Source organism: Streptomyces sp. NPDC002884, assembly GCF_040295245.1.
Lineage (GTDB): Bacteria > Actinomycetota > Actinomycetes > Streptomycetales > Streptomycetaceae > Streptomyces.
The window spans coordinates 45,925-60,593 of record NZ_JBEOVB010000018.1 but is presented as its reverse complement, the minus strand read 5'-3'; the positions used below and the strand labels follow the sequence as shown (position 1 = coordinate 60,593).

At 71.9% G+C, this 14,669-nt stretch carries 14 protein-coding genes and 1 riboswitch; of the genes, 10 read left to right on the top strand and 4 right to left on the bottom strand.

Going from position 1 to position 14,669, the window contains the following annotated elements; all coding sequences use genetic code 11:
- Positions 1-61 precede the first annotated feature (61 nt).
- Both ABT070_RS29610 and ABT070_RS29605 read left to right on the top strand, forming a co-directional pair.
- The gene (locus ABT070_RS29610; RefSeq protein WP_351764938.1) at positions 62-1,045 is read left to right on the top strand and encodes an aldo/keto reductase; all 984 of its coding nucleotides are present in this window, start codon (positions 62-64) and stop codon (positions 1,043-1,045) included.
- Positions 1,046-1,139: 94 nt separating this feature from the next.
- Positions 1,140-1,637 (top strand): DUF6328 family protein, encoded by a 498-nt coding sequence (locus ABT070_RS29605; protein ID WP_451099816.1) that lies wholly within the window; start codon positions 1,140-1,142, stop codon positions 1,635-1,637.
- 60 nt (positions 1,638-1,697) lie between these two features.
- On the opposite strand, the gene ABT070_RS29600 is transcribed toward ABT070_RS29605, so the two are convergent.
- Positions 1,698-2,762: a hypothetical protein gene (locus ABT070_RS29600; protein WP_351764937.1), complete on the bottom strand. Its 1,065-nt coding sequence runs from the start codon at positions 2,760-2,762 to the stop codon at positions 1,698-1,700.
- Between the two features lie 120 nt (positions 2,763-2,882).
- Positions 2,883-3,854, bottom strand: coding sequence for an LLM class F420-dependent oxidoreductase (locus ABT070_RS29595; protein ID WP_351764936.1), 972 nt, complete (start codon positions 3,852-3,854; stop codon positions 2,883-2,885).
- 226 nt (positions 3,855-4,080) lie between these two features.
- Between ABT070_RS29595 and ABT070_RS29590 the strand changes: the two genes are divergently transcribed.
- Positions 4,081-4,743, top strand: a complete 663-nt coding sequence (locus ABT070_RS29590; RefSeq protein WP_351765080.1) for a GAF and ANTAR domain-containing protein — start codon at positions 4,081-4,083, stop codon at positions 4,741-4,743.
- Between the two features lie 227 nt (positions 4,744-4,970).
- Here the strand turns inward: ABT070_RS29590 and ABT070_RS29585 are convergent, their stop codons facing one another.
- The gene (locus ABT070_RS29585) at positions 4,971-6,020 is read right to left on the bottom strand and encodes an aromatic acid exporter family protein (protein WP_351764935.1); all 1,050 of its coding nucleotides are present in this window, start codon (positions 6,018-6,020) and stop codon (positions 4,971-4,973) included.
- Between the two features lie 333 nt (positions 6,021-6,353).
- On the opposite strand from ABT070_RS29585, the gene ABT070_RS29580 reads away from it, so the two are divergent.
- From ABT070_RS29580 to ABT070_RS29555, 6 genes are all read left to right on the top strand, one after another.
- Complete coding sequence (locus ABT070_RS29580; protein WP_351764934.1) at positions 6,354-6,761, top strand: PPOX class F420-dependent oxidoreductase; 408 nt, start codon at positions 6,354-6,356, stop codon at positions 6,759-6,761.
- A complete protein-coding gene (locus tag ABT070_RS29575; protein WP_351764933.1) occupies positions 6,758-7,255 on the top strand; it encodes a GNAT family N-acetyltransferase in 498 nt (165 codons plus the stop codon). Before ABT070_RS29580 ends, ABT070_RS29575 begins: the two co-directional genes overlap by 4 nt.
- A gap of 59 nt (positions 7,256-7,314) precedes the next feature.
- Positions 7,315-7,403, top strand: a riboswitch (ZMP/ZTP riboswitch).
- Positions 7,404-7,426: 23 nt separating this feature from the next.
- The gene (locus ABT070_RS29570) at positions 7,427-8,293 is read left to right on the top strand and encodes a bifunctional 5,10-methylenetetrahydrofolate dehydrogenase/5,10-methenyltetrahydrofolate cyclohydrolase (protein WP_351764932.1); all 867 of its coding nucleotides are present in this window, start codon (positions 7,427-7,429) and stop codon (positions 8,291-8,293) included.
- Positions 8,294-8,713: 420 nt separating this feature from the next.
- Positions 8,714-9,928 (top strand): MFS transporter, encoded by a 1,215-nt coding sequence (locus ABT070_RS29565; protein WP_351764931.1) that lies wholly within the window; start codon positions 8,714-8,716, stop codon positions 9,926-9,928.
- 122 nt (positions 9,929-10,050) lie between these two features.
- The gene (locus ABT070_RS29560) at positions 10,051-10,347 is read left to right on the top strand and encodes an antibiotic biosynthesis monooxygenase family protein (RefSeq protein WP_351764930.1); all 297 of its coding nucleotides are present in this window, start codon (positions 10,051-10,053) and stop codon (positions 10,345-10,347) included.
- A 217-nt stretch (positions 10,348-10,564) separates the two neighbouring features.
- Positions 10,565-11,758: a PP2C family protein-serine/threonine phosphatase gene (locus tag ABT070_RS29555; RefSeq protein ID WP_351764929.1), complete on the top strand. Its 1,194-nt coding sequence runs from the start codon at positions 10,565-10,567 to the stop codon at positions 11,756-11,758.
- A 37-nt stretch (positions 11,759-11,795) separates the two neighbouring features.
- On the opposite strand, the gene ABT070_RS29550 is transcribed toward ABT070_RS29555, so the two are convergent.
- Positions 11,796-13,514: a SpoIIE family protein phosphatase gene (locus ABT070_RS29550; RefSeq protein WP_351764928.1), complete on the bottom strand. Its 1,719-nt coding sequence runs from the start codon at positions 13,512-13,514 to the stop codon at positions 11,796-11,798.
- 273 nt (positions 13,515-13,787) lie between these two features.
- Here ABT070_RS29550 and ABT070_RS29545 point away from each other — a divergent pair, with 273 nt between their 5' ends.
- Positions 13,788-14,633, top strand: a complete 846-nt coding sequence (locus ABT070_RS29545; RefSeq protein ID WP_351764927.1) for an RNA polymerase sigma factor SigF — start codon at positions 13,788-13,790, stop codon at positions 14,631-14,633.
- Positions 14,634-14,669: the final 36 nt, after the last annotated feature.

Sequence of the window (14,669 nt, the reverse complement as noted above, 5' to 3'; positions counted from 1 at the left end):
CCGGTGGCGGCCCGGAGCGGCCCGTTCCGCACCAGGTCACGGCGGATGACAGACTGACGCCATGGACGAGCGCGAATTCGGTAGGTCTGGTCAGCACGCATCCGTCGTCGGTCTCGGCACCTGGCAACTGGGCGCCGACTGGGGAGACGTCGACGACAAGGAGGCCCTGACCGTTCTGGAGGCGGCGGCCGAGTCGGGGGTCACCTTCTTCGACACCGCCGACGTCTACGGCGACGGACGCAGCGAGCAGACCATCGCCGCCTTCCTGAGCGGCCGGCCCGACCTGCATGTGCTGGTCGCCACCAAGATGGGCCGCCGCGTCGACCAGATCCCCGAGAACTACGTCCTGGACAACTTCCGCGCCTGGAACGACCGCTCCCGCCGCAACCTCGGCGTCGACCGCATCGACCTGGTGCAGCTGCACTGCCCGCCCACCCCCGTCTACTCCAGCGACGAGGTCTTCGACGCCCTCGACACCCTCGTCGAGGAGGAGCGCATCGCGCACTACGGCGTCAGCGTGGAGACCTGCGCCGAGGCCCTCACCGCGATCGCCCGGCCGGGGGTGGCGAGCGTGCAGATCATCCTCAACCCGTTCCGTCTGAAGCCCCTGTACGAGGTGCTCCCGGCGGCCCGTGCGGCCGGTGTCGGCATCATCGCCCGCGTCCCCCTCGCCTCCGGCCTGCTCTCCGGCAAGTACACCAAGGACACCGTCTTCCCGGAGAACGACCACCGCGCCTACAACCGGCACGGCGAGTCCTTCGACCAGGGCGAGACGTTCTCCGGCGTCGACTACGCCACCGGCGTCGAGGCCGCCGTCGAGTTCGCGGCCCTCGCGCCCGAGGGGTACACGCCGGCCCAGCTGGCCCTGCGCTGGATCATCCAGCAGCCCGGCGTGACCACCGTCATCCCGGGCGCCCGCTCGCCCGAGCAGGCCCGCGCCAACGCCGCCGCCGCCAAGCTCCCGGAGCTGACCGGTGAGACCCTCGCGGCCGTCCGCGACCTTTACGACCGGCGCGTCAAGGAGCAGGTCGAGGGACGCTGGTAGCCGGGAACGGGGCGGCGGACCGGAGAGAACCGCCGCCCACGGGGTACTCGCGGGGAGAGGGGACCGACCCACTCGAACCGGGAGGACGGCACACGTGACGGATACGGCGGCGAAGGCCGAGCAGCGGACGGGGCGGGACGAGACCGAGGAGGAGAGAGCCGACCGCATGTGGGGGGAGCTCATCCAGGAGATCAGGGTCGCCCAGACGGGTGTGCAGATCCTCTTCGGCTTCCTGCTGACCGTCGTGTTCACCCCGCGCTACGCGGATCTCCAGCACGCCGACCAGGTCATCTACATCGTGACCGTGGTCCTGGGCGCCTGCGCGACCGGCGCCCTCATAGGCCCCGTCTCCCTGCACCGCCTGGTCTCCGGGCGGCGGGTGAAGCCGCAGGCGGTGCAGTGGGCGTCCCGGCTGACGTTCGTCGGCCTGCTTCTGCTGCTGGCCACCATGACCGCCTCGCTGCTGCTGATCCTGCGCGTGGCCACCCACGACGAGTTCGTGCCCTATCTCGTCGCGGGCGTGGTCACCTGGTACGGCCTGTGCTGGTTCGTGCTGCCGCTGTGGACCCGGCGCCGCTACACGACGGGCTGACGCCGGACGGGCCGACGCCGGACGGGCCGGCGCGCCGACGCCGGACCGGCCGGCGCCCGACTAGCCGGCTTCGGGCGTGATGCCCCGGGCTCCGCGGAGCGCGGTGATGCAGCTGCCGATCGCCTGCTGCAGTTCCTCCAGCCGCTGGACCATGTCGTCCTCGTAGAACTCCTGCGCGTCGGCGTCGTCGAAGGTCAGCTCCTCGAAGACCTTCGTCGCCCGCTGAAGGCCGCTGTAGAACTTCGTGCGCCGCTCCTGGACGCGCAGCTCGGGGTCGGCCTCGACGGTCTCCACGACCAGGCTCTTCATCGTGTCGTAGGCATCGCTCGCCCACTCGCCCGCGTCCTCGTCGTCGTTCAGCTCGTCGAGCAGCGACAGGTGCCGCTCGGCTTCCTGGCGCAGCTCGGCCGGCGCGTCGAGGGTCTGTCCGGCGGGCGTCTTGATCTGGCCCGACTCGGCGATCTGCCGCACGTATCCGATGCGGTCGGCCGAGCGGCTCTCGGTGGCCACGGCCTTCTTGAGGTCGTCGGTGCGCACGACGTCCCGGGCCAGCTCGATCTGGAGGTCGGGGTCCTCCTTGATGCGGTCCAGGAGGGCGGCGCGGGCCGCGCGGGCGGTCGAGGGGTCGGCGAGGATCGCGGCGCGCAGGGCGGTGGGGTTCTCCGCGACCTCCAGCGCCTTCGTCGGGCGGATGCCCTCGGCCTCGGCGGCCTCGGCGATCGCGGTACCGCGTTCCGAGCCGGCGCTGGAGCGGGAGACGTAGTAGGTCAGCCACACCTCCGCGTCCGGCAGCTCGACCTCCTGGCCCGGCGCGAGCTCCTCGAAGTGCGGGACGAGACCGTCGTCGGCGGCCCGGTCCCAGGCCTTGTAGTACCGCATGACGCGGTCGGGGGAGCAGCCGGCGAGCCCGGCGAACTCCTTCGCCGACACCTTCGGCGTCTCGTCCACGCTCTGCCCGCCCGGCCGCACGCTGCGCGCCACCATCAGGCCGAAGGCCCACCCACCGGTCCGCGCGTAGACGCCGAACTCACGGGCGTCCCGCGCCACGAGGTCGGACAGGGGCGCGGGGGACGTCGGGGCGGACGTCTGGGCGGACGTCTCGGGCAGGTCGATCGCCAGGGTCACGGATGACTCTCCTCTGCGGGCTGCTGGACGTAGGATCGGCACTGCGAAAGTGCAGACCGGCAGCCTATATGCACCTCTTGGCGATGCTTTGCCGGACCCGCGCGCGGGCCGGCCGGCCGGTCAGCCGAAGGCGTTGCGCAGCGCGGGCAGCAGGGTCTTCTCCGACCAGTCCAGGTACGCGGGCTGGGCGTCCCCGCCGATCTGCACCAGGGCGATCTCCGTGAACCCCGCCTCGGCGTACGGACGTACGGCCTCGACGAAGTCGTCCGGATCGTCGCCGCAGGGGATCGAGGCGGCGACGTCGTCGGGCGTCACGAACCGGGTCGCCGCGTCGAAGGAGTCCGGGTGGGGCAGTTCGGAGTTCACCTTCCAGCCGCTGCCGAACCAGCGGAACTGGTCGTGCGCCCGCTTCACGGCCGCGTCCCGGTCGGGGTCGTGGCAGACCGGAAGCTGGCCCACGCGCGGCTTGCCCGAGCCGCCGTGGCGGTCGTACGCCGCCAGCAGGTCCGCCTTGGGCTCGGTGGCGATCACGAGGTCGGCCAGCCGTCCCGCGAGTGCGCACGACCGCTCCCCGGAGACGGCGATGCCGATCGGCGGCGGTTCGTCGGGCAGGTCCCACAGCCGGGCGGAGTCCACGTCGTAGTGGGTGCCGTGCCGGGTCACATGGCCACCCTCGAACAGGGCGCGGATGATCTCCACGGCTTCCTCGAGCATCTCGTGCCGCACCTCCACGGAGGGCCAGCCACCGCCCACCACATGTTCGTTGAGGTTCTCCCCGGAGCCCAGCCCCAGCCGGAAGCGTCCCTCGGACAGCAGTTGCATCGTGGCGGCCTTCTGCGCCACCACCGCCGGGTGGTAACGGAAGGTCGGACACGTCACGTACGTCATCAGCGGAATGCGTGACGTGGCCTGGGCGGCGGCGCCGAGGAGGCTCCACGCGTACGGCGCGTGGCCCTGCGAGCGCAGCCACGGAAAGTAGTGGTCCGAGGTCACCGAGAAGTCGAAGCCCGCCTCCTCGGCCCGCACCACGTGGTCGACCAGGTCACGGGGGCCGGCCTGCTCGGTCATCATCGTGTATCCGATTTGCACCATGGGGCCCGAGTCCCCGGCCGCCGGGGGAGGAAACGGGCACCGTGACGGGAAACGCGCCGGTGATCGACGAGCGATCTCGACGCGCCCGGCGGTGTCCTCACGCGTCCTGTCCGGCGCGTCACTCACAGGCGCCGCTGTGCAGGTTGCGTGAAAGGCTGGGTATGAGGCTTGTCCAGGCGGGCGATGGACGGGAGTCGAAGTGGACTGGGGTCGGTTCGGGCAGCAGATGGCCTCGATGGCGCGTGACCTGCTGGCGCAGAATTCGGTCGACGCCACGCTGGAGCGGATCACGGCATCGGCCACCGAGCTGGTCGAGGGCTGCGACGCGGCAGGCATTCTCGTGCTGCACGACGCGAAGGTGGAGACCCTCGCCCCCACCGACGAACTGGTCGTCGACAGCGACCGGCTCCAGGAACGGCTGGGCGAAGGACCCTGTTTCGACGCCGCCCACAGCGCGCGGGGAGAGCGGGTCTTCCGCATCGCCGACCTCACCGGCGAGCGGCAGCGCTGGCCCGCCTACGCCCCCAGGGCGCACGCGCTCGGTGTGGGCAGCGTGATGGGCTTCCTGCTGTTCACCGAGGACGAGGATCTCGGCGCGCTGAACTTCTACTCACGCAAGCCCGGCGCGTTCAGCGAGGCCAGCGAGACGGCCGGCTGGCTGCTGGCCTCGCACGCAGCGGTCGCCTTCTCCAGCGCCCGCACCCACGCCCAGATGGAGCGGGCCGTCGCCACCCGGCACGCCATCGGCGAGGCCATGGGCATCCTCATGGGCCGCCACCACCTCACCGAGGACCAGGCCTTCGACGTGCTGCGCCGCTACTCGCAGGAGAACAACATCAAACTCCGTGAAGTAGCCCGCAAGGTCTGCGAGGGCGGCGGCCTGCCGTAGCCGCGGAGAGGGCGGACGGCCTCCCTGTCTCGTGCAGCGGCCGAGACGGCCTCCCTGGCTCGTGGGCTGAACCAGCGAGGCCTGGCCGGGCCAGCGCCCTGGGGGAACGCCACTGAACCGGCTTGCGCATTCAAGTCCCCAGTCCTGGCCTCCGCACACACCGCACGGCCGCACCGATCCCGCCCCGGGGCCGGCCGGCACCCGGTGCCTGTGCTGTCGCCGGCTGCTCAGCGGCCGGCGAAGTGCGCTTCGCGGTAGTCGTCGAGCCGGTCGAGGACGAGCAGCAGCAGGCCGCGAGACAGACTGTCGTGCCGACCGCTCCGGAGGAGCCCGTCCTGTCCGTCGATCGCCCGGGCCCGGGCGATCGGCTCCGTCGGATCGGCGCCGTCCAGCGCGCGGACCCACGCGTGCCGCACGGCGTCCAGCAACGGGCCGGGGCCGTCCGAGGCGTGACCGGCAGGGGGCTCGGCCGTCGGCGGCCCGTTCGCCGGACGCAGCTGAGAGGTGAGGCAGTGCAGGGGAGCCGCGGTGCGTTCGGCCAGGTGGATGCGGTGTCCGACCTCGTCGAGCGCGGGGGCCGAACGGCGGTGGATCACACTCCAGCGCAGCGCTTTCCGGGCCCGGTCCAGATCCCGTGCGAGGTCGTGGGGCTGCTGCCACAGGCCCATGCCCCGCTCCGCCCCCTGCCCGAGCGGGGGCCGGCCGGAAGGGCGGCCCAGGTCCTTCAGCAGCCGGTCGAGCCGGTCGCGGTAGGCGTCGAGCCGGCCGGACAGGAGGCGGCAGGGGTCGGGAGGCCACAGCAGGGGGCCGAGGAGGACGACCACCGCGATACCGACCAGGTTCTCCAGGACGCGCTGCTCCGGGTAGCCGGAGACGGGGACACCGAAGACGAGCACGGCGCTGACGAGCACCTGCGGACTGGGAACCCCGTCGATGCGCAGCAGCAGACCGGCGAGGTATCCGGCGCTCACCACGAGGGCCAGGGAAAGGGTGGACACGGGAAGCCAGCGCAGGGCGACCGCCGCGATGCCCACCCCCAGCAGGACACCGCCCAGCCGGTAGAGCCCCAGCCGGGGCGCCCACAGCGGGATCCCGGACAGGGTGAACACCGCCGGCAGCACTGCGGCGACGGGGGCACTGCTGATGCCCGCCTCGACCGACAAGTACCACGACAGCGTGGCGCACACGACCATCCGGGCGCCGCCGCGTACCTCCTGCGCGCTCACCCGGCGCAGGCCGCCGGACACCAGGTGTCCCCGGCGGCCGAGGGCGGTCACGGCCGACGGCATCATGCGGCCAGGCCGGAAGTCCCTGCCCCGTACGGCGGCACGAGCACACTCCCCTCCCACAGGCGATGAGACCCGACCAGATTACGAGCCGACCCCACTCCCGCGGGTCTCCGCGCGACGTGTCTCCCGCCCACCGCGTCCGTCTGCCCGCTGCCGGCCGGCGCGGCCGGCGCGGCCGGCGCGGCGGAAGGGGCCGGCCCAGGAGCCCGTCAGGACGTCAGGATCGTGCGGGTCGGGCGCCTCGCCGGACCCGGGCTCAGCCCCCGGACCTAGGTCCCTGATCCGATGCGCGCGTGGCAGGGGACGTGCTTGGCTGCTGCCATGACCGAATTCAGCGCGACCGAGCGTGCGTACCTGGTGGCACAGCGACTGGGGCGCCTGGCGACGGTCGACCCGTCGGGGCAGCCGCAGGCCAATCCCGTGGCGTTCTTCCTGCAGGAGGACGGCACGATCCTGATCGGCGGGTACGCGATGGGACAGACGAAGAAGTGGCGCAATCTTCGCAAGAACCCGAAGGTCGCGCTCGTCGTGGACGACATCGTGAGCCTGCAGCCCTGGAAGGTGCGCGGTGTGGACATCCGTGGCGAGGCCGAACTCCACACCGGTCCCCATGAGCTGGGGCCGCACTTCAGCGAGGAGGTGATCCGCGTCCACCCGAGGCGGATCCACAGCTGGGGCTTCGAGGACCGGCCGGGGTCCGGTACGGGCCGTGTGACGCCGGCGCGATGACCGATCGACGCGAGGTCGTCATCGTCCGCCGGTCGGGTCAGGGACCTTCGGCGGACCGGCTGGCCGAGTTGCTGGCGGCCTACCACCTGCGGACGGAGGCCGAGAAGGGCGTCGGCGTGGCGGATGTGGACGGGCTTCCGGAGCGCTACCGGGCAGAGATCGCGGACCCGTGGGCCGCGTTCGCGGACGATGTCGTGCTGATGGCCCTGAGCGGTGACACGGCCGTGGGCTGCCTCGTGGTGACGGCCCCCGTCGACGGGCGCTCGGAGATCAAAAGACTCTGGACGGACCCGTCATTCCGGGGCCGGGGTGTCGCGTCGGGCCTGGTCGGTGCCGCGCTGGCGCATTCCGCGGAGAACGGCGTCAAGACGGTGCGGCTGTCGGTGTGGAGGTGGCGGACGAGCGCCGTCGCCCTGTACGAGCGCTTCGGCTTCACCGTCGTCGAGTCGTGGGAGACACGGGCCCAACTGATCTGCATGGAGCGTGCCGTGTGACTGGCCACAGCCCTTCGTCCTCGCGGCCGGCGCGTGCCCGTACGCCGTCCACTACAGTGCGAGTGGGCCGTGACTGGCGCTGAGGTGGAGCACCACCGGGGAGCGGTCTGACGAGACGTCGTTGTTGCCGTGCGCCTGGGCGAGTGGTCAACCACACCCCGGAGGGCAACCATGTCCCTGACTCGGACGGCCCAGCTCATGGACGGCACCGGCCCTGCCGGACGCATCGTCGAAGAGGCTGCCGCCAAGGCTGCGGAGATCTCACGGCGCACGGGGACCAGTCCCTGTCTGGCGACGGTGCTGGTCGGAGAGGATCCCGCTTCGGTCACGTACGTCCGTATGAAGCGGGCGCGGTGCGCGAAGGCAGGCATCCGGTCCCGGCACATCGCGCTGCCCGCCACCACCACGACGGCCGAGCTGATCGACACCCTCGCCGGCCTGTCCGAGGATCCGGACGTGCACGGCATCCTGCTCCAGCATCCCTGCGGCCCGCACATCGACGAGCGAGCGGCGTTCGAGGCCATCGCCCCGCAGAAGGACGTCGACGGGGTCACGACGCATTCCTTCGCCGCGATGAGCTTCGCGCTGCCCGGCTTCGTGTCCTGCACCCCGGGCGGGATCATGCGACTGCTGGAGGCCTACGACGTCGACCTCACCGGCAAGCACGCCGTCGTGGTGGGCCGCAGCGCGATTCTCGGCAGACCGGTGGGGATGCTGCTGCTCGCCCAGGACGCGACGGTGACCTACTGCCACTCCCGCACGGCGGACCTCCCGGCGATCGTGCGGGAAGCGGATGTCGTGGTGGCGGCCGTGGGGCGGCCCCGGCTGATCCGGGGCGAGGACGTCAAGCCCGGCGCGGTGGTCATCGACGCCGGGTACAACCCGGGCAACGTGGGCGACGTGGACTTCGACACCGCCCTCACCCGGGCCCGTCTGATCACCCCGGTGCCCGGCGGCGTCGGGCCGATGACCATCGCGGTCCTGCTCGCCCAGACCGTGGACGCCGCCGCGAACCAGCTCGGATTCCAGCACCACTGACCGCTTCCCCGAGCGCACACCCCGGCCGGCCACCCGCTGCCCCGTCCCCCTGGCCGGCCGGGCAACCTCACCGACGGAGCGCCCCGGGCCGGCTGCCGGCCCGGAGCCCGGAGCACCTCGCACGAAGCACCTCGCACGGCCACGGGGCACGAAGCACCTCGCACGGAGCACGAAGCACCTCGCACGGAGCCGAGGTCGGGGGAGTCCGCCCGGCGGAGTGTGACGGAGGCCATAATTCCTGTCGCCCGATCGTGGAATGCGTGAGCCCGTGCCGCGGCTGCATTGCTTGTGGGCCTCCCCTGTCCTGGGGGGCGCACCGGGCAACGGTGGCCGGCGCGACTGGCCACAGGAGCAGGACACCCGTGGTCCCGCCTGCTCCGCCGCATCCGGACCGCCGCCCGCGAAAGGTACTCCCGCTCCATGCCACTGGCCCTGCTGGCCCTTGCACTCGTCGCGTTCGGTATCGGTACGACCGAGTTCGCCACGATGGGGCTGCTGCCCCAGATCGCCGACGGGGTCGGCGTGTCCGTGCCGCACGCCGGCAACATCGTCTCCGCCTACGCGCTCGGCGTCGTCGTCGGCGCCCCCCTGCTGACGGGCATGGGCGCGCGCATCGCCCACAAGCGACTCCTGCTCCTGCTGTCCGGGCTGTTCGTGGTCGGCAACGTCGCGTCCGCCCTCGCGCCCAGCTTCGGTCTGCTGTTCGCCGCACGATTCCTCGCGGGCCTGCCCCACGGAGCGCTGTTCGGCGTGGGCGCCGTCGTCGCCTCCCGGCTGGTCGCCCCCGAACGAGCCGGGCGGGCCGTGTCGAGGATGTTCCTCGGACTCACCATCGCCAACATCGTCGGCGTCCCGGCCGGCACGGCCCTCGGGCAGCAACTGGGCTGGCGGTACGCCTACTGCGCGGTCGCCGTCATCGGTCTCGTCGCCCTCGCCGCGCTGGCCGCCTTCGTCCCCCATCACCCGCGCAGCGACCAGGCCGGCATCCGGCACGAGCTGCGGGCGATGGCGAACAGGCAGGTCGCGCTCGGCCTGGCCATCGCCGTCGTGGGATTCGGCGGCTTCTTCGCCGTCTACAGCTACCTGGTGCCGATCCTGACGCATCTGACCGGCTTCTCCGACTCCTCCACCACCTGGGTCCTCGCGCTCTACGGCGTCGGAATGACGGTGGGCACGCTGATCGCGGGCCCGCTGACCGACCGTGCCCTGCGCCCGACGCTGTACGGAGGGCTCGCCCTGCTCGGCGCGGCGCTGGTGACGTTCTACTTCACGGTCCACAGCACCGTTCCCGCCCTGGTGACACTCGCGTTCATGGGCGCGATGGGCGCCCTGGTCACCACACCCGTGCAGATGCTGCTCATGGCCAAGGCGAAGAACGCCCCGACGATGGCGGCGGCCTCCAACCACTCCGCCTTCAACCTGGCCAACGCGGGCGGCGCCTGGCTCGGCGGCCTGGCCATCTCGGCGGGCTGGGGCTGGGCTTCGCCCGCCCTGGTCGGCGCGACCCTCGCCGCCGGCGGCCTCGGACTCGCCCTCCTCAGCGGCTTCACGGACCGCGGGAGCGGAGGATCCGAGGTGATCACTTCGTCGGGGGCCGAGGCCTCGACGGAGGTCGGACAGGTCCCGGCGGCCTGACGACGGCCGTCTCGTACCGGCGTCCGGTCCGCGGGCAACGGCCCGATCCCGGCGAGGGGAGGGCGCCGGAGCAGTCGGCGGGAAGGTGGCGCCGCGTCTGCTCGCGTGACACGCTGACGACCGTGATCATCAGGGTGAGTGAGGCACGCGTACGTCCTGAACGGTTCGAGGAATTCCGCGACATGATCGTCTCCGCGGTGCGCGAGTTTCCCGGCCGCCACCCAGGGCTCGTCGGCCACGAGGTCCTGCTCGCGCCGCCCGATTCGCTGCTGTACGTGAGTCGCTGGCGCAGCGAGCAGGACCTGGTCGGTTACGCCGGCGAGCACTGGCGTGACCAGCCCGTGGTTCTGCCGGGCGAGGACGAGTACCTCGTCGCACCGCTGGAGCTGCGGCACTTCACGCTCGCCTCGCTGAGCTGATCCCGCTGCGGGGGCCGCTCCTGCCCGGCCGCCCAGGCGAGTTGGCCGCCGGCGGCTCCGCCGTTCCGTGAGCCGCGCGGCCGGAAAGGCGCCGCCCGACGGACCCAGGACCTGCTCACCCCGACCCGACCCGCTGTCCTGACCAGCCAAGATGGGCACATCAGGTGATGTTGCGGAGACTCGGGGAAGAAGTTGCGGCAACCGATAGGAGGTTGTCGTGGAGGGTGGAGATCTGGAACTGGGCGAGTTGCTGGCCGCTGCGGAAGCAGCCCCGCCCGGTGAGTCCGTCGATGTGGTGGCACACGATCTGCAGAAGCGGTTCGGTGCCGAGCGCGTGTCGTTCCTGTTCGTCGACCTCATCGGTCAGCGGCTGGTCCGCCTCGCCGCGGCCGGCGGCGAGCCCGCCGACGACGGCGAGCCGATCGATCTGCACGGCAGCGTCTACGACGGCGTTCTGCGCAGCCAGCGCCAGCATGTGGAACCGGACGGCCAGGGCGGACGGCGCGTCATCACACCGGTCACCAACCGCGGCGACTGCATCGGCGTCCTGGAGGTCACCCTCCAGTCCGCCGACGACACCGTGCTGCGGCAGGTCCGCGAAGCGGCACACGCGCTGGCCTACATCATCGTCACGGACCGCCGTTTCACCGATCTGTACCACCTGGGCCGGCGCACCACCGAGACCAGTCTGGCCGCGGAGATCCAGCACCAGCTGCTTCCCTCGGCGCCGTGCTGCGAGGCGGCCCAGTTCACCCTCGCCGCCGGGCTGGTCCCGGCCGACGACATCGGTGGCGACACCTACGACTACACGCTCGACCGGGACACCCTGCACCTGTCCATCACCGACGCCATGGGCCACGACACGGACTCGGCCCTGCTGGCCACCCTGCTGGTCGGCGCACTGCGCCGGGCACGCCGCAGCGGCTGCGACGCCCTCAGGCAAGCCCGCCACGCCCACGAGGCCCTGCTCAGCCACAGCCGCGGCCTGGCCACCGGACAACTGCTCTGCGTCGACCTCGCAACAGGCCTGTGCGAACTGGTCAACGCAGGCCACCCCCGGCCGCTGCGGCTGCGCGACGGCACCGTCGAAGAGGTCGGCCTCGCCGTCAACCTGCCCTTCGGAGTGCTGGCACCCACCGGCTACCGCCTGCAGGAACTGCAACTGCGCCCCGGCGACCGCCTGGTCCTGCTGACCGACGGAATGCAGGAACGCGGCGCCGCGGCCGTCGACCTGGCTTCGGTCGTTCACGACACCCGCGCGCTGCACCCGCGTGAAGCCGTCCGGAGCCTGACCGCCGCGGTGCTCGACGCCTGCCACGGCAGCCTCAAGGACGACGCCACGGTCCTCATACTGGACTGGCACGGCGACAGCCGCCGACCGGACGAGTCCAGACCCGACCCGAAGCGATGACGGGAGACGGAGCGACAGCGTCACCGTGGCGCGTGGGTCACCTCCGAGCGGGCGCCCGCAAGGCGAGCAGGGCGACGTCGTCGTCGTTGGCGGCGGGGCGGACCCGGTGCAGCAGCTGGTCGGTGAAGGAGGCCAGCGGGCGGTGGGCGAGGGCGGCGGCGTGCCGGCGCAGTCGGTGCAGGCCCTCGTCGAGGGTGTGGCCGGGTTCCTCGATCAGGCCGTCGGTGTAGAGCAGGAGGGTGGCTCCGGGCGGCAGCAGGGCGGTGGCGTCGGTGCGGGGCTTGCCGACCCCGGTGCCCAGGAGGATGCCGTGGCCGCCGGTGAGGTAGTCGGCCAGGCCGTCATGGCTGATCAGCAGTGGCGGCGGGTGGCCCGCGTTGGTCCAGGACAGCTTCCACCGGCCCTCGTCGGCCTCTTCGACCCGGGCGAGGATCAGGGTGGCCATGGTGACGTCGGTGATGTGCATGACCGCCTCGTCGAGGCGTTCGACGATCCGGCTGGGGGGCTCGGGCAACGCCCAGGCGTAGGCGCGGAGCATGTTGCGCACCTGCGCCATGCCGGCCGCGGCCTCCAGGTCGTGTCCGACGACATCGCCGACGGCCAGCGCGGTGGCGCCGTCGGACAGGGAGAAGGCGTCGTACCAGTCGCCCCCCACCTGCGAGGCGTCGGGCGCGGGCAGGTACCGGACCGCCATCTGCAGCCCGGACACGCGCGGCATCTGGGGCAGCAGATGGTTCTGCATGGTCTCGGCGACCTTGCGCTGGCGCTGGTAGAGGCGCGCGTTGTCCAGGGCGAGCCCGGCGCGGCGGGCGATGTCCTCGATCAGGGGAAGGTCGGCGGTGTTGAAGTCCCCCGGCTGCCTGGCACGGCCCAGGGTCAGGGCGCCGAGGACGGCGCGGGTGCTGCGGATGGGAGCGATGGCCGCGGAGTGGATCGCGGCGGCGTCGAAGAGGCGGCGCTGTTCGACCGCGATACCGGAGTCCGGCGGCCCCTGGTAGGTCTGCGGCCCTGCCAGCGTCGAGGCGACCCCGCGCAGGGCCCTGGACAAGGGCATCGGGGACTCCTCGGGGACCGGCGGCATCGGCCCCTGGAGCTCCTCGTGGGCGACCAGAGCGTCACCGTCCGCCTCGACGACGACGGTGCGCCACACCTCGTCGCGCTCGGTGATCAGATCGATGACGGCCCAGTCCGCGAGCCGGGGCACCACCAGGGTCACCAGCCGCCGCAGTGCCTCGTCGACGTCGAGGGTGGACGTCAGCTGCGTGGTGGTCGCAGCCAGCAGCGCGAGCCGTTCGAGGTCCGGCAGCAGGGTGGCCGCCGGTTCCGGCCGCACGTCGGCCTCCCGCGGCTGCCGGGCGTGGAACAGGACGAGCGTGCCGCGTTCGCACTCGCCGAGATCGAACGGGGCTATCAGCCAGGAGATGGGCACCACCGAGCCGTCGGCGCGGGCGAAGTAGTCCTCGTCGGCCTGCGCGGTGCGCCCGGCGTGGAAAGCCGGCCGCATACGGCATCGAGTTCTCGCCAAGGGCTGACCATGGGCGTCCCGGTGCAGCAGGTCGTGCGCGTCATGGCCGAGGAGATCTCCGGCGGGCCGGTCCAGGAGCTGTTCGGCGTGGGAGTTCACGGCGAGGATGCGACCCTGCTCGTCGACGACGTAGGCCCCGGTCCCGATGGTTTCCAGCACCTCGGCGACCTCGGTGGCGGGCGCCGGCAGGAGCCGTCTGCCCTGACTCTGCGTATCCTCCGGTCCTGCCATGCCGTGGTCTCCTCAGCTGACGGGCGGCACGCCGGTACGACGTGTCCGCCCCTCCCGACTGCCCATGCGCCGATGAATCCCACCTGTTCTCGTCTGGCGGTCGCCGCAGGCGGCCCGCCGCCGCCGGGCCCGCCGGAGCGGCGGCGGTGGAAAGGTCGTTTCCCACCTTCGGGTGAGCGCAGGCATGGATGCGGGAGGAGCGGGTAACCGCGCGGTGCGCCGGTCGTATCCACCGGCAGCGGTGGTCGGCTTCGATGGTGGGAGGGGTTCGTCATGGTGTTCATGAGCGCGACGGCTACGGGGACGAAGGCACGGGAGCTGCCGGAGGTCGCCGATCCCTCTCGCGTCGCGCCCAGGGACGCGCGCGAACTGTCCAGGCTGTTCTTCGACCAGCTCGCGGTGCTGGAGGAAGGCACGCCGGAGCACCAGTACGCGCGCAACACGCTGATCGAGATGAACATGTCCCTGGTCCGCTTCGCGGCCGGCCGCTTCCGCAGCCGAGGTCCCGAGGAGATGGAGGACATCGTCCAGGTCGGCATGATCGGCCTGATCAAGGCGATCGACCGGTTCGACCTCTCCCGGGAAGCGGAGTTCACCTCCTTCGCCATCCCCTACATCGTGGGGGAGATCAAGCGGTTCTTCCGCGACACCACCTGGGCCGTGCACGTGCCCCGCCGGCTTCAGGAGGCCCGCGTCCAGCTCGCGCGCGCCACGGAGGAACTGCGCAGCCGTCTGGGCCGCACCCCGACGGTGAAGGAGCTGTCGGAGCTGATGAGCCTTCCCGAGGAAGAGGTGTGCGAGGCCCGCCTCGCCGCGAACGGCTACAACTCCTCCTCCCTGGACGCCGCCATCGGCGGCAGCGAGGACGGCGAAGCGGCGCTGCAGGACTTCATCGGCGCCGAGGACCAGGCGCTGGCACTGGTGGAGGACTTCCACGCCCTGGCCCCGCTGATCGCCGGACTCGGCGAGCGGGACCGGCAGATCATCCACATGCGGTTCGTGGAGGAACTCACCCAGGCCCAGATCGGCGAACACCTGGGTGTCTCACAGATGCATGTCTCCCGGCTGCTGTCGCGCACCCTCGCCCGGCTGCGCGAAGGCATGCTCACCCCGCACTGAGCCTCACCACCGCAGGCATGGCATGGCATGCGGTGC

Coding starts and splice junctions, on each gene's coding strand:
- ABT070_RS29610 (WP_351764938.1), top strand. CDS start 62: ATGGACGAGCGCGAATTCGGTAGGTCTGGTCAGCACGCATCCGTCGTC.
- ABT070_RS29595 (WP_351764936.1), bottom strand. CDS start 3,854: ATGGTGCAAATCGGATACACGATGATGACCGAGCAGGCCGGCCCCCGT.
- ABT070_RS29590 (WP_351765080.1), top strand. CDS start 4,081: ATGGCCTCGATGGCGCGTGACCTGCTGGCGCAGAATTCGGTCGACGCC.
- ABT070_RS29580 (WP_351764934.1), top strand. CDS start 6,354: ATGACCGAATTCAGCGCGACCGAGCGTGCGTACCTGGTGGCACAGCGA.
- ABT070_RS29575 (WP_351764933.1), top strand. CDS start 6,758: ATGACCGATCGACGCGAGGTCGTCATCGTCCGCCGGTCGGGTCAGGGA.
- ABT070_RS29570 (WP_351764932.1), top strand. CDS start 7,427: ATGTCCCTGACTCGGACGGCCCAGCTCATGGACGGCACCGGCCCTGCC.
- ABT070_RS29565 (WP_351764931.1), top strand. CDS start 8,714: ATGCCACTGGCCCTGCTGGCCCTTGCACTCGTCGCGTTCGGTATCGGT.
- ABT070_RS29550 (WP_351764928.1), bottom strand. CDS start 13,514: ATGGCAGGACCGGAGGATACGCAGAGTCAGGGCAGACGGCTCCTGCCG.
- ABT070_RS29545 (WP_351764927.1), top strand. CDS start 13,788: ATGGTGTTCATGAGCGCGACGGCTACGGGGACGAAGGCACGGGAGCTG.